Origin of the sequence: Aeromonas allosaccharophila (assembly GCF_016026615.1) — a bacterium.
GTDB classification, from domain to species: Bacteria; Pseudomonadota; Gammaproteobacteria; order Enterobacterales; family Aeromonadaceae; genus Aeromonas; species Aeromonas allosaccharophila.
The window spans coordinates 3,892,938-3,910,022 of the sequence record NZ_CP065745.1 but is presented as its reverse complement, the minus strand read 5'-3'; the positions used below and the strand labels follow the sequence as shown (position 1 = coordinate 3,910,022).

At 60.9% G+C, this 17,085-nt stretch carries 16 protein-coding genes; 7 read left to right on the top strand and 9 right to left on the bottom strand.

The window, feature by feature from the left end; translation table 11 throughout:
- The first annotated feature begins 39 nt into the window (after positions 1-39).
- Entirely contained in the window at positions 40-1,317 is a 1,278-nt protein-coding gene (locus I6G90_RS17910; RefSeq protein WP_197928547.1) for a cation:proton antiporter, read from the top strand.
- Positions 1,318-1,808: 491 nt separating this feature from the next.
- Positions 1,809-1,985 (top strand): hypothetical protein, encoded by a 177-nt coding sequence (locus tag I6G90_RS17905; RefSeq protein WP_005342935.1) that lies wholly within the window; start codon positions 1,809-1,811, stop codon positions 1,983-1,985.
- A gap of 157 nt (positions 1,986-2,142) precedes the next feature.
- Here the strand turns inward: I6G90_RS17905 and I6G90_RS17900 are convergent, their stop codons facing one another.
- Complete coding sequence (locus I6G90_RS17900) at positions 2,143-2,640, bottom strand: GNAT family N-acetyltransferase (RefSeq protein WP_069529746.1); 498 nt, start codon at positions 2,638-2,640, stop codon at positions 2,143-2,145.
- Between the two features lie 130 nt (positions 2,641-2,770).
- Complete coding sequence (locus I6G90_RS17895; protein WP_197928545.1) at positions 2,771-3,592, bottom strand: HDOD domain-containing protein; 822 nt, start codon at positions 3,590-3,592, stop codon at positions 2,771-2,773.
- Positions 3,593-3,760: 168 nt separating this feature from the next.
- Here I6G90_RS17895 and I6G90_RS17890 point away from each other — a divergent pair, with 168 nt between their 5' ends.
- Complete coding sequence (locus I6G90_RS17890; protein ID WP_042658108.1) at positions 3,761-4,024, top strand: hypothetical protein; 264 nt, start codon at positions 3,761-3,763, stop codon at positions 4,022-4,024.
- Positions 4,025-4,124: 100 nt separating this feature from the next.
- On the opposite strand, the gene aphA is transcribed toward I6G90_RS17890, so the two are convergent.
- Positions 4,125-4,844 (bottom strand): acid phosphatase AphA, encoded by a 720-nt coding sequence (gene aphA, locus I6G90_RS17885; protein ID WP_197928543.1) that lies wholly within the window; start codon positions 4,842-4,844, stop codon positions 4,125-4,127.
- 106 nt (positions 4,845-4,950) lie between these two features.
- Positions 4,951-5,625 (bottom strand): adenine nucleotide alpha hydrolase, encoded by a 675-nt coding sequence (locus I6G90_RS17880; protein ID WP_197928541.1) that lies wholly within the window; start codon positions 5,623-5,625, stop codon positions 4,951-4,953.
- Positions 5,626-5,823: 198 nt separating this feature from the next.
- On the opposite strand from I6G90_RS17880, the gene I6G90_RS17875 reads away from it, so the two are divergent.
- The 4 genes from I6G90_RS17875 (at position 5,824) to I6G90_RS17860 (ending at position 8,755) form a co-directional block, all read left to right on the top strand.
- On the top strand, positions 5,824-7,140 hold the full coding sequence (locus I6G90_RS17875) for an MFS transporter (RefSeq protein ID WP_197928539.1): 1,317 nt from the start codon (positions 5,824-5,826) through the stop codon (positions 7,138-7,140).
- Between the two features lie 139 nt (positions 7,141-7,279).
- Positions 7,280-8,002 (top strand): MarC family NAAT transporter, encoded by a 723-nt coding sequence (locus I6G90_RS17870; RefSeq protein ID WP_042658112.1) that lies wholly within the window; start codon positions 7,280-7,282, stop codon positions 8,000-8,002.
- Between the two features lie 159 nt (positions 8,003-8,161).
- Positions 8,162-8,365: a hypothetical protein gene (locus tag I6G90_RS17865; RefSeq protein ID WP_042057225.1), complete on the top strand. Its 204-nt coding sequence runs from the start codon at positions 8,162-8,164 to the stop codon at positions 8,363-8,365.
- Positions 8,366-8,551: 186 nt separating this feature from the next.
- Positions 8,552-8,755, top strand: a complete 204-nt coding sequence (locus I6G90_RS17860; protein WP_042057178.1) for a hypothetical protein — start codon at positions 8,552-8,554, stop codon at positions 8,753-8,755.
- 124 nt (positions 8,756-8,879) lie between these two features.
- On the opposite strand, the gene tldD is transcribed toward I6G90_RS17860, so the two are convergent.
- The 5 genes from tldD to rng all read right to left on the bottom strand — a co-directional run bounded on the left by tldD (position 8,880) and on the right by rng (position 17,000).
- A complete protein-coding gene (gene tldD, locus I6G90_RS17855; protein WP_197928538.1) occupies positions 8,880-10,328 on the bottom strand; it encodes a metalloprotease TldD in 1,449 nt (482 codons plus the stop codon).
- A 70-nt stretch (positions 10,329-10,398) separates the two neighbouring features.
- Positions 10,399-11,232 (bottom strand): carbon-nitrogen hydrolase family protein, encoded by an 834-nt coding sequence (locus I6G90_RS17850; RefSeq protein ID WP_197928536.1) that lies wholly within the window; start codon positions 11,230-11,232, stop codon positions 10,399-10,401.
- A 37-nt stretch (positions 11,233-11,269) separates the two neighbouring features.
- Positions 11,270-11,590 carry a Dabb family protein gene (locus tag I6G90_RS17845; RefSeq protein WP_075112775.1) on the bottom strand — a complete coding sequence of 107 codons (321 nt, stop codon included), beginning with the start codon at positions 11,588-11,590 and terminating at the stop codon, positions 11,270-11,272.
- Positions 11,591-11,639: 49 nt separating this feature from the next.
- On the bottom strand, positions 11,640-15,530 hold the full coding sequence (locus tag I6G90_RS17840) for a YhdP family protein (RefSeq protein ID WP_197928534.1): 3,891 nt from the start codon (positions 15,528-15,530) through the stop codon (positions 11,640-11,642).
- Positions 15,531-17,000: a ribonuclease G gene (rng, locus tag I6G90_RS17835; protein ID WP_005348639.1), complete on the bottom strand. Its 1,470-nt coding sequence runs from the start codon at positions 16,998-17,000 to the stop codon at positions 15,531-15,533. It lies immediately after the preceding gene.
- Between the last annotated feature and the right edge of the window lie 85 nt (positions 17,001-17,085).

Here is a 17,085-nt window from a genome sequence, read left to right as displayed (position 1 = left end):
GATACGTGCTTGCTGTCTACCAACGAGAAAAAAATAACTATGAGCGTCTACTACACACTCTGTTTTCTGGCAGCGTTGGCGATTTTTATCGCCTTTGCCAACCAGTATGTTGTGAAGATCCAGACCACCATCGCCATTACTGCGGGCTCCATGCTGATCTCCGCGCTGATGGTGCTGTTTGGCAAACTGGGCTGGTTCAACCTGGAACCTCTTGCCGTCAAAACCATGGAGAGCATCGACTTCCAGAACTTCCTGCTGAAGGGGATTCTGGGCTTCCTGCTGTTCGCCGGTGGTCTTGGCATCAACCTCAAGGCGTTGCGTAGCCAGAAGTGGGAGATCACCATTCTGGCCATCATTGCCACCCTGCTCTCCACCTTTATCATCGGTTACGGCTTCTGGTTTATCGCCAAGCTGCTGGGCTGGGAACTGCCGCTGGTCTACTGCATGCTGTTCGGGGCGCTGATCTCCCCCACTGACCCGATTGCCGTACTCGCCATCGTCAAGAAGATGAAAGCGCCACCCCAGATCGCCATCCAGATCGAAGGGGAGTCGCTGTTCAACGACGGCGTCGGCCTCGTCATCTTCGCCACCGTGTTTGCCGTCGCCTTTGGCGGGGTTGAGCCGACCTTCGGCAGCGTGGCCGGTCTGTTCCTGCACGAAGCCCTTGGCGGCATCCTGTTCGGTGCCGTGCTGGGCCTCATCGCCCATGTGATGATCAGCGCCACCGACGATGGCTCGCTGGAGCTGCTGCTGACGCTGTGCATCCCGACCGCTGGCTTCGCTCTCGCCAACATGATCGGCGTCTCCGGTGCGCTGGCCATGGTGGTCACCGGCATCATGATCGGCAACTGGACCCGCCAATCCGGCTTCTCCGAACAGAGCCGTCATCACCTGGATCACTTCTGGGAGTTGATGGATCAGTTCCTCAACGCCCTGCTGTTCCTGCTGATCGGTCTGGCACTGGTGCTGCTGGAACTCTCCTGGCATGACTGGGTGCTGCTGGTTATCGCGGTACCGCTCTGTCTGGCTGCCCGCTTCATCAGCGTATCTTTGCCCTATGTGGCCTTCCGCAGATTCCGCAACTACAACACCTTCTCGGTGCGGATCCTTACCTGGGGCGGTCTGCGCGGCGGTCTGGCCATGGCGATGGCACTGGCACTCCCCTCCGGCGTCATGATGATCCCGGATCATGGCGTCGACCTGCGTGAAGTGATCCTGGTGATGACCTACTCGGTGGTGATGTTCTCCATCGTGGTGCAGGGCATGACCATCACCCCGATGATCACTGCCGCCAAGAAGGCCTCTGGCGACTACTGAGTCGACCGACGGTACTGATTGCAGAATGAACTAGGGCTCCGTCAGGAGCCCTCTTTTTATGGCTAATATTTGCGACTGATAGCACCTTGATAACACAGAGGAAAAGCGCACTGACTTCAACATCGCCAAATTATTGTTTGCTTTTTATTCATTTCGAGGAGAGAATGCGCCCCGGCTAGTTAATCAGCCCTGTTTATGTTCGCAATGTTTCAACGTTAGATGAATCCTGCCAAAACCCACATAACCTTCCTCTGATTTACTCGCCTTGAGAACCGTCAGGCTGTCTGCCTGCGTTGCCCGGCTCTCACGGTGCAGACCCGATCTGCCCACCCAATTTGATTTATGCATCAGCATATTCCTTGAAAAGTGCAGACGCCCCTTAACCGGGCTGGGTATTCCTGCGCGCTTGTCGTTCACCCAATCGACCGCGCCCATTAACCTGACATTTGCCAATACAAGGAGCAAACACCTAATTTATATAGAGAAATACCATGATGAAAGCCGTACAAACACACAAGCCCCTGCGTCGTAGCAAACCCATCAACCTGCCCCCGCAAGAGCAGGATTCCGATGCGTTCCTGATCCAGTTCAGCACCCGCTTCAGCGGCGGTTTCGCCATCTCCTGTGATGGTATCGCTGGCGAGTTCTCCATCGAAGACCTCAACTGATCCTGCCTGCCCTCCGGCAGCGCCCGATGCAGACAGGCCGCAACTCACGGCGGCCTCTTTGCTTACTCTTCTCTCCCTCTATCCAGATCCAGCCCCTTGCTTGTCGCTCAGCCTGACCAGCCACTTCTCTATTCGCTTTCCAGCTCTCTGACCTCGATCACTGCTCCAGCAGCAGGCATTCATCAGCATCTTCGCTCAGCTTGACCAGACGGCTGCGTACCAGCCCCAGCTTGGCCAGCAGGCCGATGGATCGCTCGTTGCCCGGAGTGACGATGGCGACCACTTGCCCGATCCCCAGCCGACTTTTTCCATCGGCCAGAGCAGCCTGTGCCGCTTCGATGGCGTAGCCCTGACCGCGATACTGCGGCAGGAAGGCGTAGCCGATATCGACCTGCTCCAGGGTATCGCGCTTGATCAGGCCGCAGATACCGAGGCTGGCCCCGTCCTCCTTGCGCTCCACCAGATAGAGCCCGTGACCATAACGGGCATAGCTGACAGCTGGCCCCTGCTGGATATACTCCTGCGCCTGCTCCAGGGTGCGAATGCCCCGATCGCCGATGTAGCGATAGAAGTCGCCGTCATTGAGCAGCTCAAGAATGAAGGGGGCGTCGGTGGCGATCATTTCGCGCAGGATCAGGCGGGAGGAGGCAATCATGGCAAAGGCTCTCAGACGGAAAGTGAAGGGCAAAGAGTGCCCCGTCACTCCCTGGCTGGCAAGCCTGTGGCACCAACGGCCATGAAAAAGGGGCCGCGCGGCGACCCCTGATGAGATGGAAGATAAGGCCTCAGGCCGCCAGCAACCCGGCATAACCGTTACCCTGTTCCCGCAGCGCGATGAACTGGGCGGCACAATCAGCCCAGCTCAGCCCCAGCGCATCTGCCACCTTGTGGGGCCACTCGGGCGGCGCCTCTTCCCCCACATCGGACTGAGCCGCCAGCACGATGGCCAGATGGATCAATCCGGCCTCGGGGGAGAACTCCTTGGCCAGCATAGGATTGTAGTGATACTCCACCGCAGTGCTGATGGTCTCGGGGAACTTCCAGTAGCGGGCCATGGCGGCCCCGACCTGGGCATAGTTGAAGCCGACCACCAGCTCTTCCGCCTTGGCCCGCCCCTTGTGCAACTCCAGATCGTGGATGTGATGGACGGTGTTTTCCGGCAGGCCCACGTGCATCACCAGGCGGCCGAGATCGTATAGCAGGGCGCAGGTAAAGACCTCCTCCCCCTTCATCCCTTTCTTCACCGCCAGACGGCGAGCCAGTTCGGCCACGTTGAAGACGCAGCCCCAGAAATGTCTGAGATCAATGCCGGGTACGGCCTTGACCGATTCGGTGAGCCCGCAGGCCAGCACCATGTTGCGCACCATCGCCAACCCCAGCCGCACCGCGGCCTCATTGACGGTGCCGATCTGGCGACTGCTGCCGAATTTGGCCGAGTTGGCCAACCGCAGCAACTTGGCGGAGATGACCGGGTCCTTGTTGATCAACTTGCTGATCTTGAGCAGATCCGGATCCTTTTCATTGAAGGTCTGAATCAAGTCGCGCATTACTTCGGGGATCTGTGGCAGCAGCTTTGGCTCGGCCAGCAGGGAATCTATTGTGGGCATAGGCGTGTCCATCCATGTTATCTGTGTTCCAACCTGTCTGCCTTGGCAAACTTCTCTAATTATGGGTAACAAATGACTTCCGTATCGGATTGTTTATTCGCTGACCGTTCAAGGTGTTAGCCCCATTCAGGCTATACTGGCCGCCACATTCACTGTTGCGGATATCCCATGAACGACACTCAGGAATTTTTTGACGAAGAGACGCTGCTGGAGATGGTGGAGAACCAGCTCAACGATGGTCACCCGCCCCATGTGAAGGCGACCCTGATGCGGTTGGTGATGAAGGGCACGCCACGAGAAGAGGCGCTGCAATATATCGCCTGCGCCCTCGGGGCCGAGCTGATGGCGATGGAGGCCGATCAGGGCCCCTTCAATCTGACCCGTTACGGCGAGTTTCTCGACAGCCTGCCCGAGATGCCGTGGGCTGACTGATACCCGGAGCTGACCAAGGCGCCACGCCTTTGCATGACTCATTAAAAACAGAAGGGCGGGTGCCAATGGCCCCGCCCTTGTTGCATGGATCCTCTCTGGATCAGAACTGGGAGTTGATGATCACCTCTTCCCCCAGCGCCCCTGCCAGCGGCAGTGGCCGGTAGCTGGAGTTGGCAGCTCGCAGCAGACGAATGCCGCGAATGCCGATCTCCTGCGCCGCCTTGATATCCCCGTCGGCATCGCCGTAGAAGAGCTTCATCTGCTTCTCCTTGAGCCACTGCACCTTGGTGTTCTGGCCTGGCTGATCGCCAGCGAAGATCACCGGATTGAGCTGGTCGGCCGGAATACTCATGGTCTGCTGCAGGGTCTGGCTCACGGTTTCGGTCTTGGTGGCCGAGCGACCGGTGACGAAATAGATATGGTCACCGCGCTTGAGGTGCATGGCGATGAGCGCCTTGCCCACCTCTTTCGGCATGCTGAACGCATCCCAGCCGTTGTTCATCTTCTCCCAGAAGGCGGGGTTCTTCAGATAGCTCTCGTCGTTGGGCGAGAACTCCTGTTTGCCGCGATAAAAGCCCGGGCTGGAGAAGAGCAGGGTATCGTCGATGTCGAAACCGACCGCCATCGGCGGCAGGCCATCCAGACTCTTGGCAATTTGCTCCACCGAGACCCAGTGGATCGGCGCCTGCTGGGCCAGGGTGACGGTGGTGACACCGGCAGGGATCGGCTGAACGGTCGCGGCTTGACCCGCCAAGGCGGGCAGAGAGAGGGTGGCGGCCAGCAAGGAGGCAAGCAGCGCCGGACGAGAGAGGTGTTTCATAAGGCAGGTTGTCATCGTCAATCAAAAGAGGGGGCCAATAGTGCCCCCATCCACGCCTTCAAATCTGTGAATGCTCCTGCAAAAGGGAGCATTTGACGCCCGATAATTAATCTTCGATTGGCAGCAGATCGGTAAAGACAAAGCCGTCGCGCAGCACTGTCTCGCCGACCCGAATGCCGAGCGGACGGGCGAACATGGGGCCATCATAGGCCAGGGTGTGAAACTCGCCGTTCTCGCCGCACGGGTCGACCCCCGCCGGCAGCGCCGCCAGCAGCGCCTGGTCAAAATCGTGGCCACCCAGGCTGGCATCCAGCTTGTTCGGGTCGAGGGCACTGATCCGCGCCTTCAACCCAGCGGCCATCATCTGCGGCGCCAGTTCACGGGTATTGCTGCCCCACAGCGGGAACAGCGGCTCGATGCCGGTGCCTGCCAGCTGCTGTTCACGGTAGGCGCGCACATCCTCAAGGAAGAGATCACCAAACGCCATATGGCGGATCCCCTGCGCCACCACATCGGCGATAAAGCCGGTCATGATGCGGGCGTAATCCTCGTTGCTGCAGGGCCAGGGCAGATCGATGGTGATAAGGGGCAACCCGACACAGGCTGCCTGCTCGGTCAACAGCTGCTTGCGCACTCCGTGCATTGCCACCCGCTCGAATGCCTGATTAAGGGTGGTGAACAGCCCCACCACCTCGATGGCGGGATCTTGCCGCAACTGATGCAGTGCCCATGCGCAATCCTTGCCGCTGCTCCAGGAGAGCAGTACCCGTTTCTTTTCCATCATTCCTCCGCCAGCGGGGCGCTCTGGTTTCCCAAACGCGCTGGTTTTCCCAAAAAGGTTGCCCCAAAAAGATGCAAGACAGTGTTGCGAATTGCGCGATTTACACACAAGCGACGGGCAGCATACTCTCGATCACCTGCATATGCCCCCCTTACGGGGGCGACAATAACTAAAAAAACCGATGGGAAACATACGGATATGACCACAACCGCACAACAGCACGATCACGCCCGCCCCCACAATCGACAGGATTACAAGACCCTGAGTCTGGCTGCCCTCGGCGGTGCGCTCGAGTTTTACGACTTCATCATTTTCGTCTTCTTCGCCGTCGTCATCGGCGAGCTGTTCTTCCCGGCCGATATTCCCGAGTGGCTGCGCCAGTTCCAGACCTTCGGCATCTTCGCCGCCGGTTATCTGGCCCGTCCGCTCGGCGGCATCATCATGGCTCACTTCGGCGATCTCATCGGTCGCAAGCGGATGTTCACCCTCAGCATCCTCATGATGGCGCTGCCGACCCTGCTGATCGGTCTGCTGCCCACCTATGCGGTGCTCGGCATCGGCGCCCCCATCGCCCTGCTGGGACTGCGTATCCTGCAAGGTGCCGCCATCGGTGGTGAAGTGCCGGGCGCCTGGGTGTTTGTCGCCGAGCACGTTCCTGCCCGTCGGGTCGGGGTCGCCTGCGGCACGCTCACGGCGGGACTGACGGCTGGCATCCTGCTTGGTTCCCTCATCGCCACTGCGGTCAACAAGAGCCTGACGCCGGCCGAAGTGAGCGAGTGGGGCTGGCGGGTGCCCTTCCTGCTGGGCGGAATCTTCGGCATCGTCGCCATGTACCTGCGCCGCTGGCTGCACGAGACCCCGGTCTTCGCCGAAATGCAGGCCAACAAGGCGCTGGCCGACGAGTTGCCCCTCAAGACGGTACTGCGCAGCCACAAGAGCAGCGTGGTGGTCTCCATGCTGCTCACCTGGCTGCTCTCCGCCGGTATCGTGGTGGTGATCCTGATGACCCCCACCTATCTGCAGAAGGTCTATGGCATCAGCCCGGCTGACGCCTTGACCGCCAACTCGCTGGCCATCGTGGCCCTGACCCTCGGCTGCATCGTCTATGGTCGGCTGATCGACCTGCTGGGCAGCGGTATCACCTTCATGTTTGGCTCCCTGCTGCTGGCAGGCTCCAGCTACGCCTTCTATCACGGCCTGGCGGCCGGTACGAGCCAGCTGGTGCCGCTCTACATGCTGGCGGGCTTTGCGGTCGGGATTGTCGGCGCCGTGCCTTACGTGATGGTCAACGCCTTCCCGCCGGTGGTGCGCTTCTCCGGCCTGTCGTTCTCCTACAACGTGGCCTACGCCATCTTTGGCGGCCTCACCCCGATGGCGGTGACCCTCTGGATGAAGAGCGACATGCTGGCCCCCTCCCACTATGTGGTAAGTCTGTCGGTGCTGGGTTTCGCCATCGGCTTCTGGCTCTGGTTCCAGCAGCGCGCCATTCGGCAGCAGCAACCCCAACCCGCCTGACCCCGAGCCCCGAATCTGATTCGGGGCTTTTTTGTACTGCTTGTGTTCAGTTTGGCCAGCATAAGATAGCCTCCCTCTTGAGTCAGGTGACAGCCTGCCTCATGGCGTTCCTGTTCACTCCTGCTATCAGAGGCCCAATATGTTCTTTCAGGTCGTCTTTATCGCCTTGCTGGCGCTGCTGCCCATGGTCAACCCGCCCACCACGGCCACCCTGCTGCTGGGGCTGAGCAAGGGGATGTCGCGCGAACACGTGCGCCGCCAGGTCAACCTGGCCGCCATCTATCTGTTCTGCACCCTCTGCATCACCTTCTTTATCGGATCCTCGGTTCTGGATCTGTTCGGGATCTCCATTCCGGGCTTGCGACTGGCCGGTGGCCTCATCATCGGCTTTATCGGTTTTCGCATGCTGTTTCCCGCCCCCAGTCAGGCAAGCGGGGTAGACATCAACCAGAGCATCGCGTTCGTGCCGCTTACCATGCCCAGCATGTGCGGGCCGGGCACCATGGCACTGGTGATCAGCGGTGCCGCCCAGATCGCCGAGCTGCCTAGCGAGTACAATCGGCTCACCATCTACGGCGGCATGGTGACGGCGTTTGCCCTGATGAGCCTGATCAGCTGGGGAGTATTGAAGCTGGCGGATCCGGTCTGCAAGATCCTCGGCGACACCGGCATCGACGCCATGACCCGCATCATGGGCTTCCTGCTGGTTTGCATGGGTATGCAATTTTGCATCAATGGCATCAAGGAAGTAGCACAGGATCCGGTATTCCACGGTGGGGGCGCCGTACAGAGCACACCGGCGCTACCGCAGGTTTCCGGCACTTTTGATCACTTGCCGCAAAAGCCCACCAGCTCTGATTGAAAACGGTATCAAAAAGTCCCTGACGATCTGCACTGATCTTGTTCCTGATCATGTTATTGACACACAAATGAGTTAGTTTGTTTTTCATACAGACTTTGTTCAGACGGATGCTGATAGGTTTGTTGATGAATACCCACTCAATTTCAGGAGAGTATGCAGATGGACAAGATGCTGACCGAAATAGGGAGCCATAGCCTGTTTCACGAGTACCTGAATGTGGTTGGGATTGCGAGCCCATCCCTCGCCAAGATCGAACAGCGCTGGGAATATAAAGCGCAAGAGCAGCTGGTCGCCAAGATCCAGATCGACAAACAGGGTAACGCCCGCTACTTCATCGACGCCCGCGCCATATCCGTCAACTGATACCGAATAATCCGCCAGCCCCGCTCCACCGACCGGGGCTTTTTGTTGTCCGCAATCCCGCACTCAATGACCGGCCTCATCTCTGCTATGACGACAAGCCATTTTCTGTTTGTTTTTTGTACAGCAATCATTCAGCTCGATATGGCTATCTTGTATCCGCCCCCCTTGTTCCAGAAGAGTGTCCAGATGACCAAGATGCTGACCGAAATTGGTAGTCATAGCCTGTTTCACGAGTACTTGAATGTGCTCGGCATTGTCAATCCAGCCCTTGCCAAAGTAGAGCAGTTGTGGGAACACAAGCAGCAAGAGAGGCTGATCGCCAAGATCCAGATCGATAAACAGGGCAAGGCCCGTTACTTCATCGACGCCCGCGCTATCTCGGTCAACTGATACCGAATAATTCGCCATCCCCGGCCCACCGACCGGGGCTTTTTGTTATCTGCGATCCCCTGAAAAGCAAAACCCCGGCCAAAAGCCGGGGTTTGATTTCACTGTGACCAGTTTGCCGCAAGACTTACTGGGTACCACCCACGGTGAGCTGATCCAGCTTGAGGGTGGGCTGGCCGACACCGACCGGCACGCTCTGCCCCTCCTTGCCACAGATGCCGACCCCGCGATCCAGCGCAAGATCGCTGCCCACCATGGAGACCTGGCTCATCGCCTCCGGGCCGTTACCGATCAGGGTCGCGCCCTTGATGGGGGCGGTGATCTTGCCATCCTCGATGAGGTAGGCCTCGGAGGCGGAGAAGACGAACTTGCCGGAGGTGATGTCCACCTGACCGCCGCCGAAGTTGGGGGCATAGATACCCTTCTTCACCGAGGCGATGATTTCGGCCGGATCGTACTGACCCGCCAGCATATAGGTGTTGGTCATGCGCGGCATCGGCATGGCGGCGTAGGATTCGCGGCGGCCGTTGCCGGTGAGCGGCACGCCCATCAGACAGGCATTCTGCTTGTCCTGCAGATACCCCTTGAGGATGCCGTTCTCGATCAGCACGTTGTAACCGCCCGGCGTCCCCTCGTCATCTATGCTGACGGAGCCGCGCCGACCCTGCAGGGTGCCATCATCGACGATGGTGCAGTGTTTGGAGGCCACCTGCTCGCCAATGCGGCCAGCAAACGCTGAAGATCCCTTGCGGTTGAAGTCCCCCTCCAGACCGTGGCCCACCGCCTCGTGCAGCAGCACGCCGGGCCAACCGGAGCCCAGCACCACCGGCATGGTGCCGGCTGGCGCGTCGATGGCTTCGAGGTTGACCAGCGCCTGACGCACCGCTTCGCGCACATAGCCAAAGGCGCGGCTCTCCAGCCCGTCCAGTTCGAGGAACCAGTCGTAACCAAAGCGGCCACCGCCACCGGCACTGCCACGTTCGCGGCGATCGCCCTTCTCGGCGATCACGGTCACCGACAAACGCACCAGCGGACGAATATCGGCAGCCAGGGTGCCATCGGTAGCGGCCACCAGCACCTCTTCGTAGACACCGCTGATGGAGGCCATCACCTGATTGATGGCGGGGTCCAGACTTCTGGCGAACTTGTCCATCTGCTCCAGCAGGGCGATCTTCTGGTGCTTGTCGAGGGTTTGCAGCGGATCCATGGCCGGATAGAGCAGGTTCGCTTCGGTGCGAGCCCACGCCTTCACCTTGCCGTGCGCACCGGCAGCGGCGATACCACGGGCGGCGGTCACCGACTGTTGCAGCGCCAGCAGGCTCAGCTCGTCCGAGTAGGCGAAGCCGGTCTTCTCGCCGCTGACGGCGCGCACCCCGACCCCCTGATCGATGTTGTAGCTGCCATCCTTGACGATGCCATCTTCCAGCATCCAGGACTCGTGCCAGCTGCGCTGGAAATAGAGATCGCCGAACTCAACCTGATGGCTCATCAGGCTGCCGAGCAGTTGCTGCAGGCGCCCTTCGTCGAGGTCGTTCGGGGCCAACAGGGAGGCACTAACCTGGCTCAATAGACTCAATCTTCTTCTCCACTCTCGTAACGAGATGTTTTAAATCGTCTTGCCGACGGGTTGGCAACAAGCCACACCATCACAACAAACGGGCATGGGTCAGCACTGGCATGGTGCGATGCAATTCGTCGATAAATCCGGGCTCCATCTTCGCCAGCACGGTGCCGCGCCCGGACTCTTTGCTCGCCAGCACCCGACCCCAGGGATCGATCACCATGCTGTGGCCCCAGGTCTGGCGCCCGGTCTCGTGAGTGCCGCCCTGATTGGCAGCGACTACGTAGCACTGGTTTTCAATGGCGCGGGCCCGCAGCAGCGGCTCCCAGTGCGCCTCGCCGGTCACGGCGGTAAAGGCGGCAGGCACCAGCAGCACGCGGGCACCGGCACGGGCCAGCTGGCGATAGAGCTCGGGAAAGCGCAAATCATAACAGATCGAGAGGCCGAGGGGACCAAAGGGGGAATCCACCAGCACGCAGTCCTGACCAGGGCTGAAGGTTTCCGACTCCCGGTAGCGACCGTGATTGTCCGCCACATCCACGTCGAACAGGTGGATCTTGTGGTAGTGACCCTTGAGCTCACCGCTTGGGTCAAACACCAGCGAGCTGGTATGGATATGGTCGGAACCGGCGATAGTCGTCGGCATAGCCCCCGCCACCAGCCAGATGCCAAAGTCGCGGGCCCATTCGGCCAACTGTTGCTGGATCGGCGCGGCACCGCTCAGATCGGGGCTGGGGTCGGGGCCGATTGCCTCGGCACCATCCAGATAGCCCTGCCGTTCGCCAAACAGGGCAAAGTTCTCCGGCAGCAGCACCAGCAACGGCCGCTCGGTTGGCAAGGCCGCCAGCTCGGCGGCAATCTGCTCCCGGTTATCCTGCCAGTGACGGCCAGATACCAGCTGTATTGCGGCTAACCACATGACGCACTCCTTGTCGCTTGCCTTGTAGATTGGACCATCAGACGGTGACAGCATCCCCTGCCTGCAGGGTGTAATCCAGCACTATGATACGCGCCAGCACCGGACGGAAGATGGCCTTGAGGGCATCGTGCTCCGGATGGGGTAGATAGCGCTGGCGGGCCGCTTCGTCGGCGAAGGTCATCAGCACGCTGTGGGTAAAGCCGTCATCCCTCCCCTCGGGGCTGTCATTCTCCCCCCACTCCACGGCGGTCACGCCGCTGACCTTGGCCGGTATGGCGAGGAAGGCGGCCCTGACGGCGGCAATATCGGCGGGGTGTGCGTCGGGCTTGAAGGTGATCAGCAGAATATGTCGGATCATGGCTCTCTCCTTGAGCGTGAGCAGGTCGAGGCAAGGGTTGGCGCCAGCATCAGGGCTGGCGCGGACTGCCCGGTTGTGGATTGAGCAGGAAAGGGGTGGCCGCTGGCAGGGTGGGCACCACCGCATCGACCGCCTCTTTCTGCTGCTGGTTGAGCTTGATCCGAGCCCGATTGCGTCCCGCCTCGATCAGCTTGGGATCATCGAGCGGGCCGGAGACCCGGAAATCGATGCGGGTCACCACATCCACCACCGGTTCCAGCAATTTGGAGAGGGCCAGCACATAGAGCCCGGTCACCGGCGTGATGGAGAAGGCCGCCACCACCGGCAAGGTGCCACCCAGGTTCGGGGAGAAGCTCAGATCGAAGTCGAGCCGCCAGCGCACCAGATCGGCGATCCCTTCACCGCGCAGGTTGCCAGCAGCCCCTTTCATATAGAAGTCGTCATTTTTGAGCTGACCCTGCTTGATGGTGGCGGAGGCGGACATGGATTCGAAGTAGAAGCCCTTGTCGAACACATCGCGAAAATCGAGGCGCAGCTTGCGCAGCAGGGAGTCGAGGCTGAGCAGGGAGAGCAGTCGCGCCCCCTTGTCGTTGACCTCCCGCAGGGTGCCGCCCTCCAGCTGATAGTTGGCACTTCCCCCCAGGGTCGGCAGACTCGGCCGGTAGGGCACATCCTGCCAGTTCAGATCAAAGGCGAGGGAGCCGGGAGCATCGCCGATGGGCGAGGTGTAACCGAGCCGCTTGAGCAGCAACTCGCTGTTGCTGCTGGTCAGCTTGCCACGGGCGCGGGTCTGCATCCGGTTGCCATCGGCCAGCCAGTCCATGCTGCCGGTAAGCTGACTGCCGGCCAGCCGCACATCCAGCCCCTTGAGGGTCACCTTGTTGGCGCCGGGCACCAGCTCCCCTTTCACTTCGCCGAGCGGCAGCTCGCCAAAGCGGCAGTCAACACAGCTGAATGTCAGCCAGGGAATGGAGGCCATGATGGCGTTATCCTGCTGCGCATCGGGATCCGGGCTGAGATCCGAACTCTTGCCGGACCAGTAGATGCGGGCAAACTTGGCATCCACCGGACGATTGGCCACTGCGGGCAGCCGGATCACCCCCATCACGTCTGGGCTGTCGATCATCACCTCGGTCGCCTGACTGGTCGGTCCCACGGTGAAGCGAGCCGCCTTGAGGGTGGCACTGCCGATATAGGCGCGGGCCAGCTGGCCATCCACCCACCACTCCTGCGGCAGGAAGGCGGGGCCGACCACCGCATTGCCAGTCTGGTTCTGCGCCGGCAACCACTGCTTGAGCCGCGCCAGCCAGCCGCCGACGTCGGCCTCCTGCTGGTTGATGGCGAGCAGCATGGGGGCATCGCGCAGCACCCGGGCACCCGGTTGGCCCACATCGACCCGCACCCGACTGAGATAGGGTACCCCTTCGCCGTAGACCAGTCGGGTCTGCATATCCACATCCGCCCCCAGTACGGCGCGGATGTCGGCGCTACCATCCCGGCCACGGGCGATCACCTTGAGCGGCAGCCGGCTGGTGCTGCTCTTGGCCAGCGGCAGCGGCAGATCCAGCCCCATCCCCTGCAGGTTGGAGTCGAGCGCCAGCTGGAAGCTGAACGGTTTGCTCTCGGACAGGGTCAGCCCAAGCTTGCCACCCCAGTTGCTGCGGCCGTTGAGAATGCCGTACGAGGCGATGGCCGCAGGCTGGCGTCGGCTATCCCACTGTCCCTTGAAATCGAGGTCGACCTGATAGTGATCCGGATGCTGGCGCCCCTGATAGTCGAGGGTCAGCGGCTGGTTCCACAGGCTCGCCTTGAGATTGCTGAAACGGGTCTGTTCGTTGTCATATTCGAGGCGACCCCGCACCTTCTCCAGCGGCAGATCCAGACTGGCGACCCGCACCTTGTTGTTGCTGAAAGTGGCATCGCCGCTCGCCTTCACCTCGCTCTCGCCGTCGAGAGGGATGTCGAGCTTGACCGAACCGGCCATCGGGCCACGGATCTCGATCTCCCGCAGCGCCTGACCTACCGAACTGCCCAGCGGGGAGTCCTGCAGGTAGTCGCTGATGGCCTTGCCCTCGCCCTGCACCTTGGCATCCACATAGAGGTGGGCACCTGGGGAGAGATCCGGGATCCAGGCATGCACCGAGTCGGAGCTCGCCTTGCCAAGTCGGGTGGCGCGGCTGCGCATATCGAGGCCGGCATTCTGGAACAGCAGGTCGATCTGCAGGTCGGTGAGCGGTTGCCAACCGGGGAAGAATTCATAGGTAGCCTGCTCCAGCGGCACCGCCACCTGGAAAATGCCATCACCTTTCTCATAAGGGAAATCCCGGAACTCGCCATACCAGAGCAGGTCGGCCCCCTTGGCCTTGCCCCCCTTGATGGCGCCGCTCAGGTAATCCACCAGCCCCTTGTCCATCACCTGCAGCGGGAAGTAGCGATCCGCATGGCCCGCGTTCTTCACATCGATGCGGCCGGTCAGGGCCAGGAAGGGGTGCTCGAACAGATCGAGACGGAAACGGCTGGCCAGCGTCAGGTCAGGGTTATCCAGCGCGATATCCTGCCCGTAGAGCACCCAGCCCTGCGCCTCGCGCCACCAGTCGACGCGGGCCGAGAAGCGATCGACCGGGATCGGCACCTTGAAGTGACGGGCGGGATCCACCTTGTCGTTCGCCAGCGCCAATCTGGCACTGCCCCCCTTGGGGGTGAGCCAGAACTCGCCGTTGAGATCCCGCCAACCTGGCACGTCGTGCCAGGCATTGAGGCTCACATTGGCGATCTCGCCGCTGAAGGAGATATCCTGCCAGCCGGCATCCGCCAGCAGGGTCAAGTCTGTCAGCTTGCCCTTGGGCTTGGTCTGCTTGAGCAGCTCGCTCTGGGCGGGATACATAGCCGAGACCAGCTGGCTCAGCTGGGCAAGCTGGTCGAGATCGATCTGCGGCACATAGCCCTGTACCCGCTCGCCGATCCGCTCCAGCTGCAACCGGCTGTGCAGCCAGGGTTTTTCGTCCAGTTTGAAGATCACATCGTGGCTGGCCAGTTGCCAGTCCTGACCATCGCGGCGCAGTTGAACCTTGCCACCATCGAGACCGAGACGATGGAGCCCCTGATCCTTGGGATCCTTCCAGATCAGGTAGTTGTTGCCAAAGGCCAACAGGGTGTTGCCCAGCTTGCCGCTGTCAAACTCGCTCCAGAGCTGGAAGTCGAGCTGACCGGCGACACTGGGCTCACCGGCATGGATCTTGGCGAGAATGGGACTGATATCGAGCTGGCGGGCCCCCAGATAGAGCTGCCCCTTGAGGCGGTCGAGACGCGCCGTCGGGGCATCGATATCCAGAATCAGATCGATGGTACTCTCGCCCACCCCGTTGATCAGATACGCCTTGCCGACCCCCTGATGGCGCTTGCCGCGGTTCTGCCAGCGCAGCTGGGCAATGTCGAGCGCCCGCAGATCGCCGAGGGAAGTGGTGACGCTGAGGCGGGTGTTGTGCACATCGAAGGTGGATAGCTGGGTCAGCAGAAAGCGCAGCAGGGCGCCCTGCTGGGGGTCTCCTTGCGGCTCGCGGCTGTTGGCGGGCTGGCTGAAATCGAGGGTGATGTCGCCATCGCTGAGGGTCAGCTCACCAAACACCGGCTTGAGCTCGTTAAGGGTGCGCCAGAAGTCGAGATGCACCCAGGCTTTGCCGAGCTGTACGGTAAAACGCCCCGAATCCGGGGCGATGGCGAGTTGCTGCAATTCGAGGGCAGGGCCGGATTGTGTCCAGTCCAGCCCCACTTGCTCCACGCTGACCTTGAGTTGTGAATCCCCCAGCAGAGTGTGGATCAGACTCTCCCGGTATTGATTCAGCAAAGGGCCCCCAACCCGTACCAGCGTGACCAGCATGGCCATCAGTACGAACAGGACCCCCAGGGCCAACCAGCCCCGACTCAGCCAGCGGTAGACCAATTACATCATCACCACGTCGAATTGCTCCTGACCACAGAGGGGCTCGCTCACTACCCGCACCTGTTTGCCGATGAACACCTCCAGCTCCGCCAGACTGTGGGACTCCTCGCCATGTAGGTAGTCGGCCACGGCCGGAGCCGCATAAACGGTAAACTGATCCGCATCGTAGGCGCGATTGACCCGGATGATCTCCCGCAGGATCTCGAAGCAGACCGACTCCACCGTCTTGACCCGACCACGCCCCTTGCACTCGGGGCACTCCGAGCAGAGCACATGCTCCAGGCTCTCGCGGGTGCGCTTGCGGGTCATCTCGACCAAGCCTAGTTGGGAGAAACCGTTGACGTTGGTCTTGGCGCGGTCCTTGGAGAGCGCCTGCTCCAGGCTGTGCAGCACCCGACGACGGTGATCTTCCGACTGCATGTCGATGAAGTCGATGATGATGATGCCGCCGAGGTTGCGCAGTCGCAGATGGCGGGCGATGGCCGCCGTCGCCTCGACGTTGGTGTTGAAGATGGTCTCTTCCAGATTGCGATGGCCGACGAAGGCGCCGGTGTTGATATCCACCGTGGTCATGGCTTCGGTCTGGTCGATGATGAGGTAGCCGCCGGATTTCAGCTCCACCTTGCGCTCCAGCGCGCGCTGGATCTCGTTCTCCACATCGTAGAGATCGAAGATCGGCGACTCGCCGGGGTAGTACTCCAGCTTGTTGGCCAGCTCCGGCACATACTCACCGGTGAAACGCTTGAGCTGATCGAAGCTCTGACGGGAGTCAACGCGGATCTTGTCGAGCTCGGCGCCGACGAAATCGCGCACCACCCGGAAGGCAAGGCTGGGATCCTCGTAGAGGATCTTGCAGGGCGGGTACTTCTGCTTGCGCTCGAGGATCTTGCGCCACAGGCGTTTCAGGAAGGCGGCATCCTGCTCCAGCTCCAGCTCCCCCACCCCTTCGGCGGCGGTACGGATGATGTAGCCACCCAGCTCGTCCACATAACCGGCCACGGTGCGCTTGAGACGCTCCCGCTCCGCTTCGGACTCGATACGCTGGGAGACGCCAACGTGGGCGCTGCCCGGCATAAACACCAGATAGCGGGAGGGCAAGGTGATATCGGTGGTGAGACGGGCACCCTTGGTACCCAGCGGATCTTTCACCACCTGCACCATAATGTCTTGCCCCTGCCGCACCAGCTCGGCGATGTTGCCGACCTGGAACTGCTCCTTCTCTTTCACCGCCACACACTCGGTGTGCGGCACGATATCGGAGGCGTGCAGGAAGGCCGCCTTGTCCATGCCGATATCGACGAAGGCCGCCTGCATACCGGGCAGCACCCGACTGATCTTGCCTTTGTAGATATTGCCCACGATGCCGCGCTTGGCCTGACGCTCGACATGCACTTCCTGCAGCAGACCGTTTTCGACCAGAGCGACCCGGGTTTCGGAGGGGGTAACGTTAACCAGCAGTTCTACCGACATAAGTAACCTTGCCTGTTCCAGTTTTGAATTCTATAGAGCCAATCCGGTACAACGCGCGCAAGGGAGAAACGCAGCAGAGCACAGC

What these genes read in the sequence shown, in the direction of transcription:
- I6G90_RS17910 (WP_197928547.1), top strand. Translation starts at nt 40, where the DNA reads ATGAGCGTCTACTACACACTCTGTTTTCTGGCAGCGTTGGCGATTTTT.
- I6G90_RS17905 (WP_005342935.1), top strand. Translation starts at nt 1,809, where the DNA reads ATGATGAAAGCCGTACAAACACACAAGCCCCTGCGTCGTAGCAAACCC.
- I6G90_RS17900 (WP_069529746.1), bottom strand. Translation starts at nt 2,640, where the DNA reads ATGATTGCCTCCTCCCGCCTGATCCTGCGCGAAATGATCGCCACCGAC.
- I6G90_RS17895 (WP_197928545.1), bottom strand. Translation starts at nt 3,592, where the DNA reads ATGCCCACAATAGATTCCCTGCTGGCCGAGCCAAAGCTGCTGCCACAG.
- I6G90_RS17890 (WP_042658108.1), top strand. Translation starts at nt 3,761, where the DNA reads ATGAACGACACTCAGGAATTTTTTGACGAAGAGACGCTGCTGGAGATG.
- aphA (WP_197928543.1), bottom strand. Translation starts at nt 4,844, where the DNA reads ATGAAACACCTCTCTCGTCCGGCGCTGCTTGCCTCCTTGCTGGCCGCC.
- I6G90_RS17880 (WP_197928541.1), bottom strand. Translation starts at nt 5,625, where the DNA reads ATGGAAAAGAAACGGGTACTGCTCTCCTGGAGCAGCGGCAAGGATTGC.
- I6G90_RS17875 (WP_197928539.1), top strand. Translation starts at nt 5,824, where the DNA reads ATGACCACAACCGCACAACAGCACGATCACGCCCGCCCCCACAATCGA.
- I6G90_RS17870 (WP_042658112.1), top strand. Translation starts at nt 7,280, where the DNA reads ATGTTCTTTCAGGTCGTCTTTATCGCCTTGCTGGCGCTGCTGCCCATG.
- I6G90_RS17865 (WP_042057225.1), top strand. Translation starts at nt 8,162, where the DNA reads ATGGACAAGATGCTGACCGAAATAGGGAGCCATAGCCTGTTTCACGAG.
- I6G90_RS17860 (WP_042057178.1), top strand. Translation starts at nt 8,552, where the DNA reads ATGACCAAGATGCTGACCGAAATTGGTAGTCATAGCCTGTTTCACGAG.
- I6G90_RS17850 (WP_197928536.1), bottom strand. Translation starts at nt 11,232, where the DNA reads ATGTGGTTAGCCGCAATACAGCTGGTATCTGGCCGTCACTGGCAGGAT.
- I6G90_RS17845 (WP_075112775.1), bottom strand. Translation starts at nt 11,590, where the DNA reads ATGATCCGACATATTCTGCTGATCACCTTCAAGCCCGACGCACACCCC.
- rng (WP_005348639.1), bottom strand. Translation starts at nt 17,000, where the DNA reads ATGTCGGTAGAACTGCTGGTTAACGTTACCCCCTCCGAAACCCGGGTC.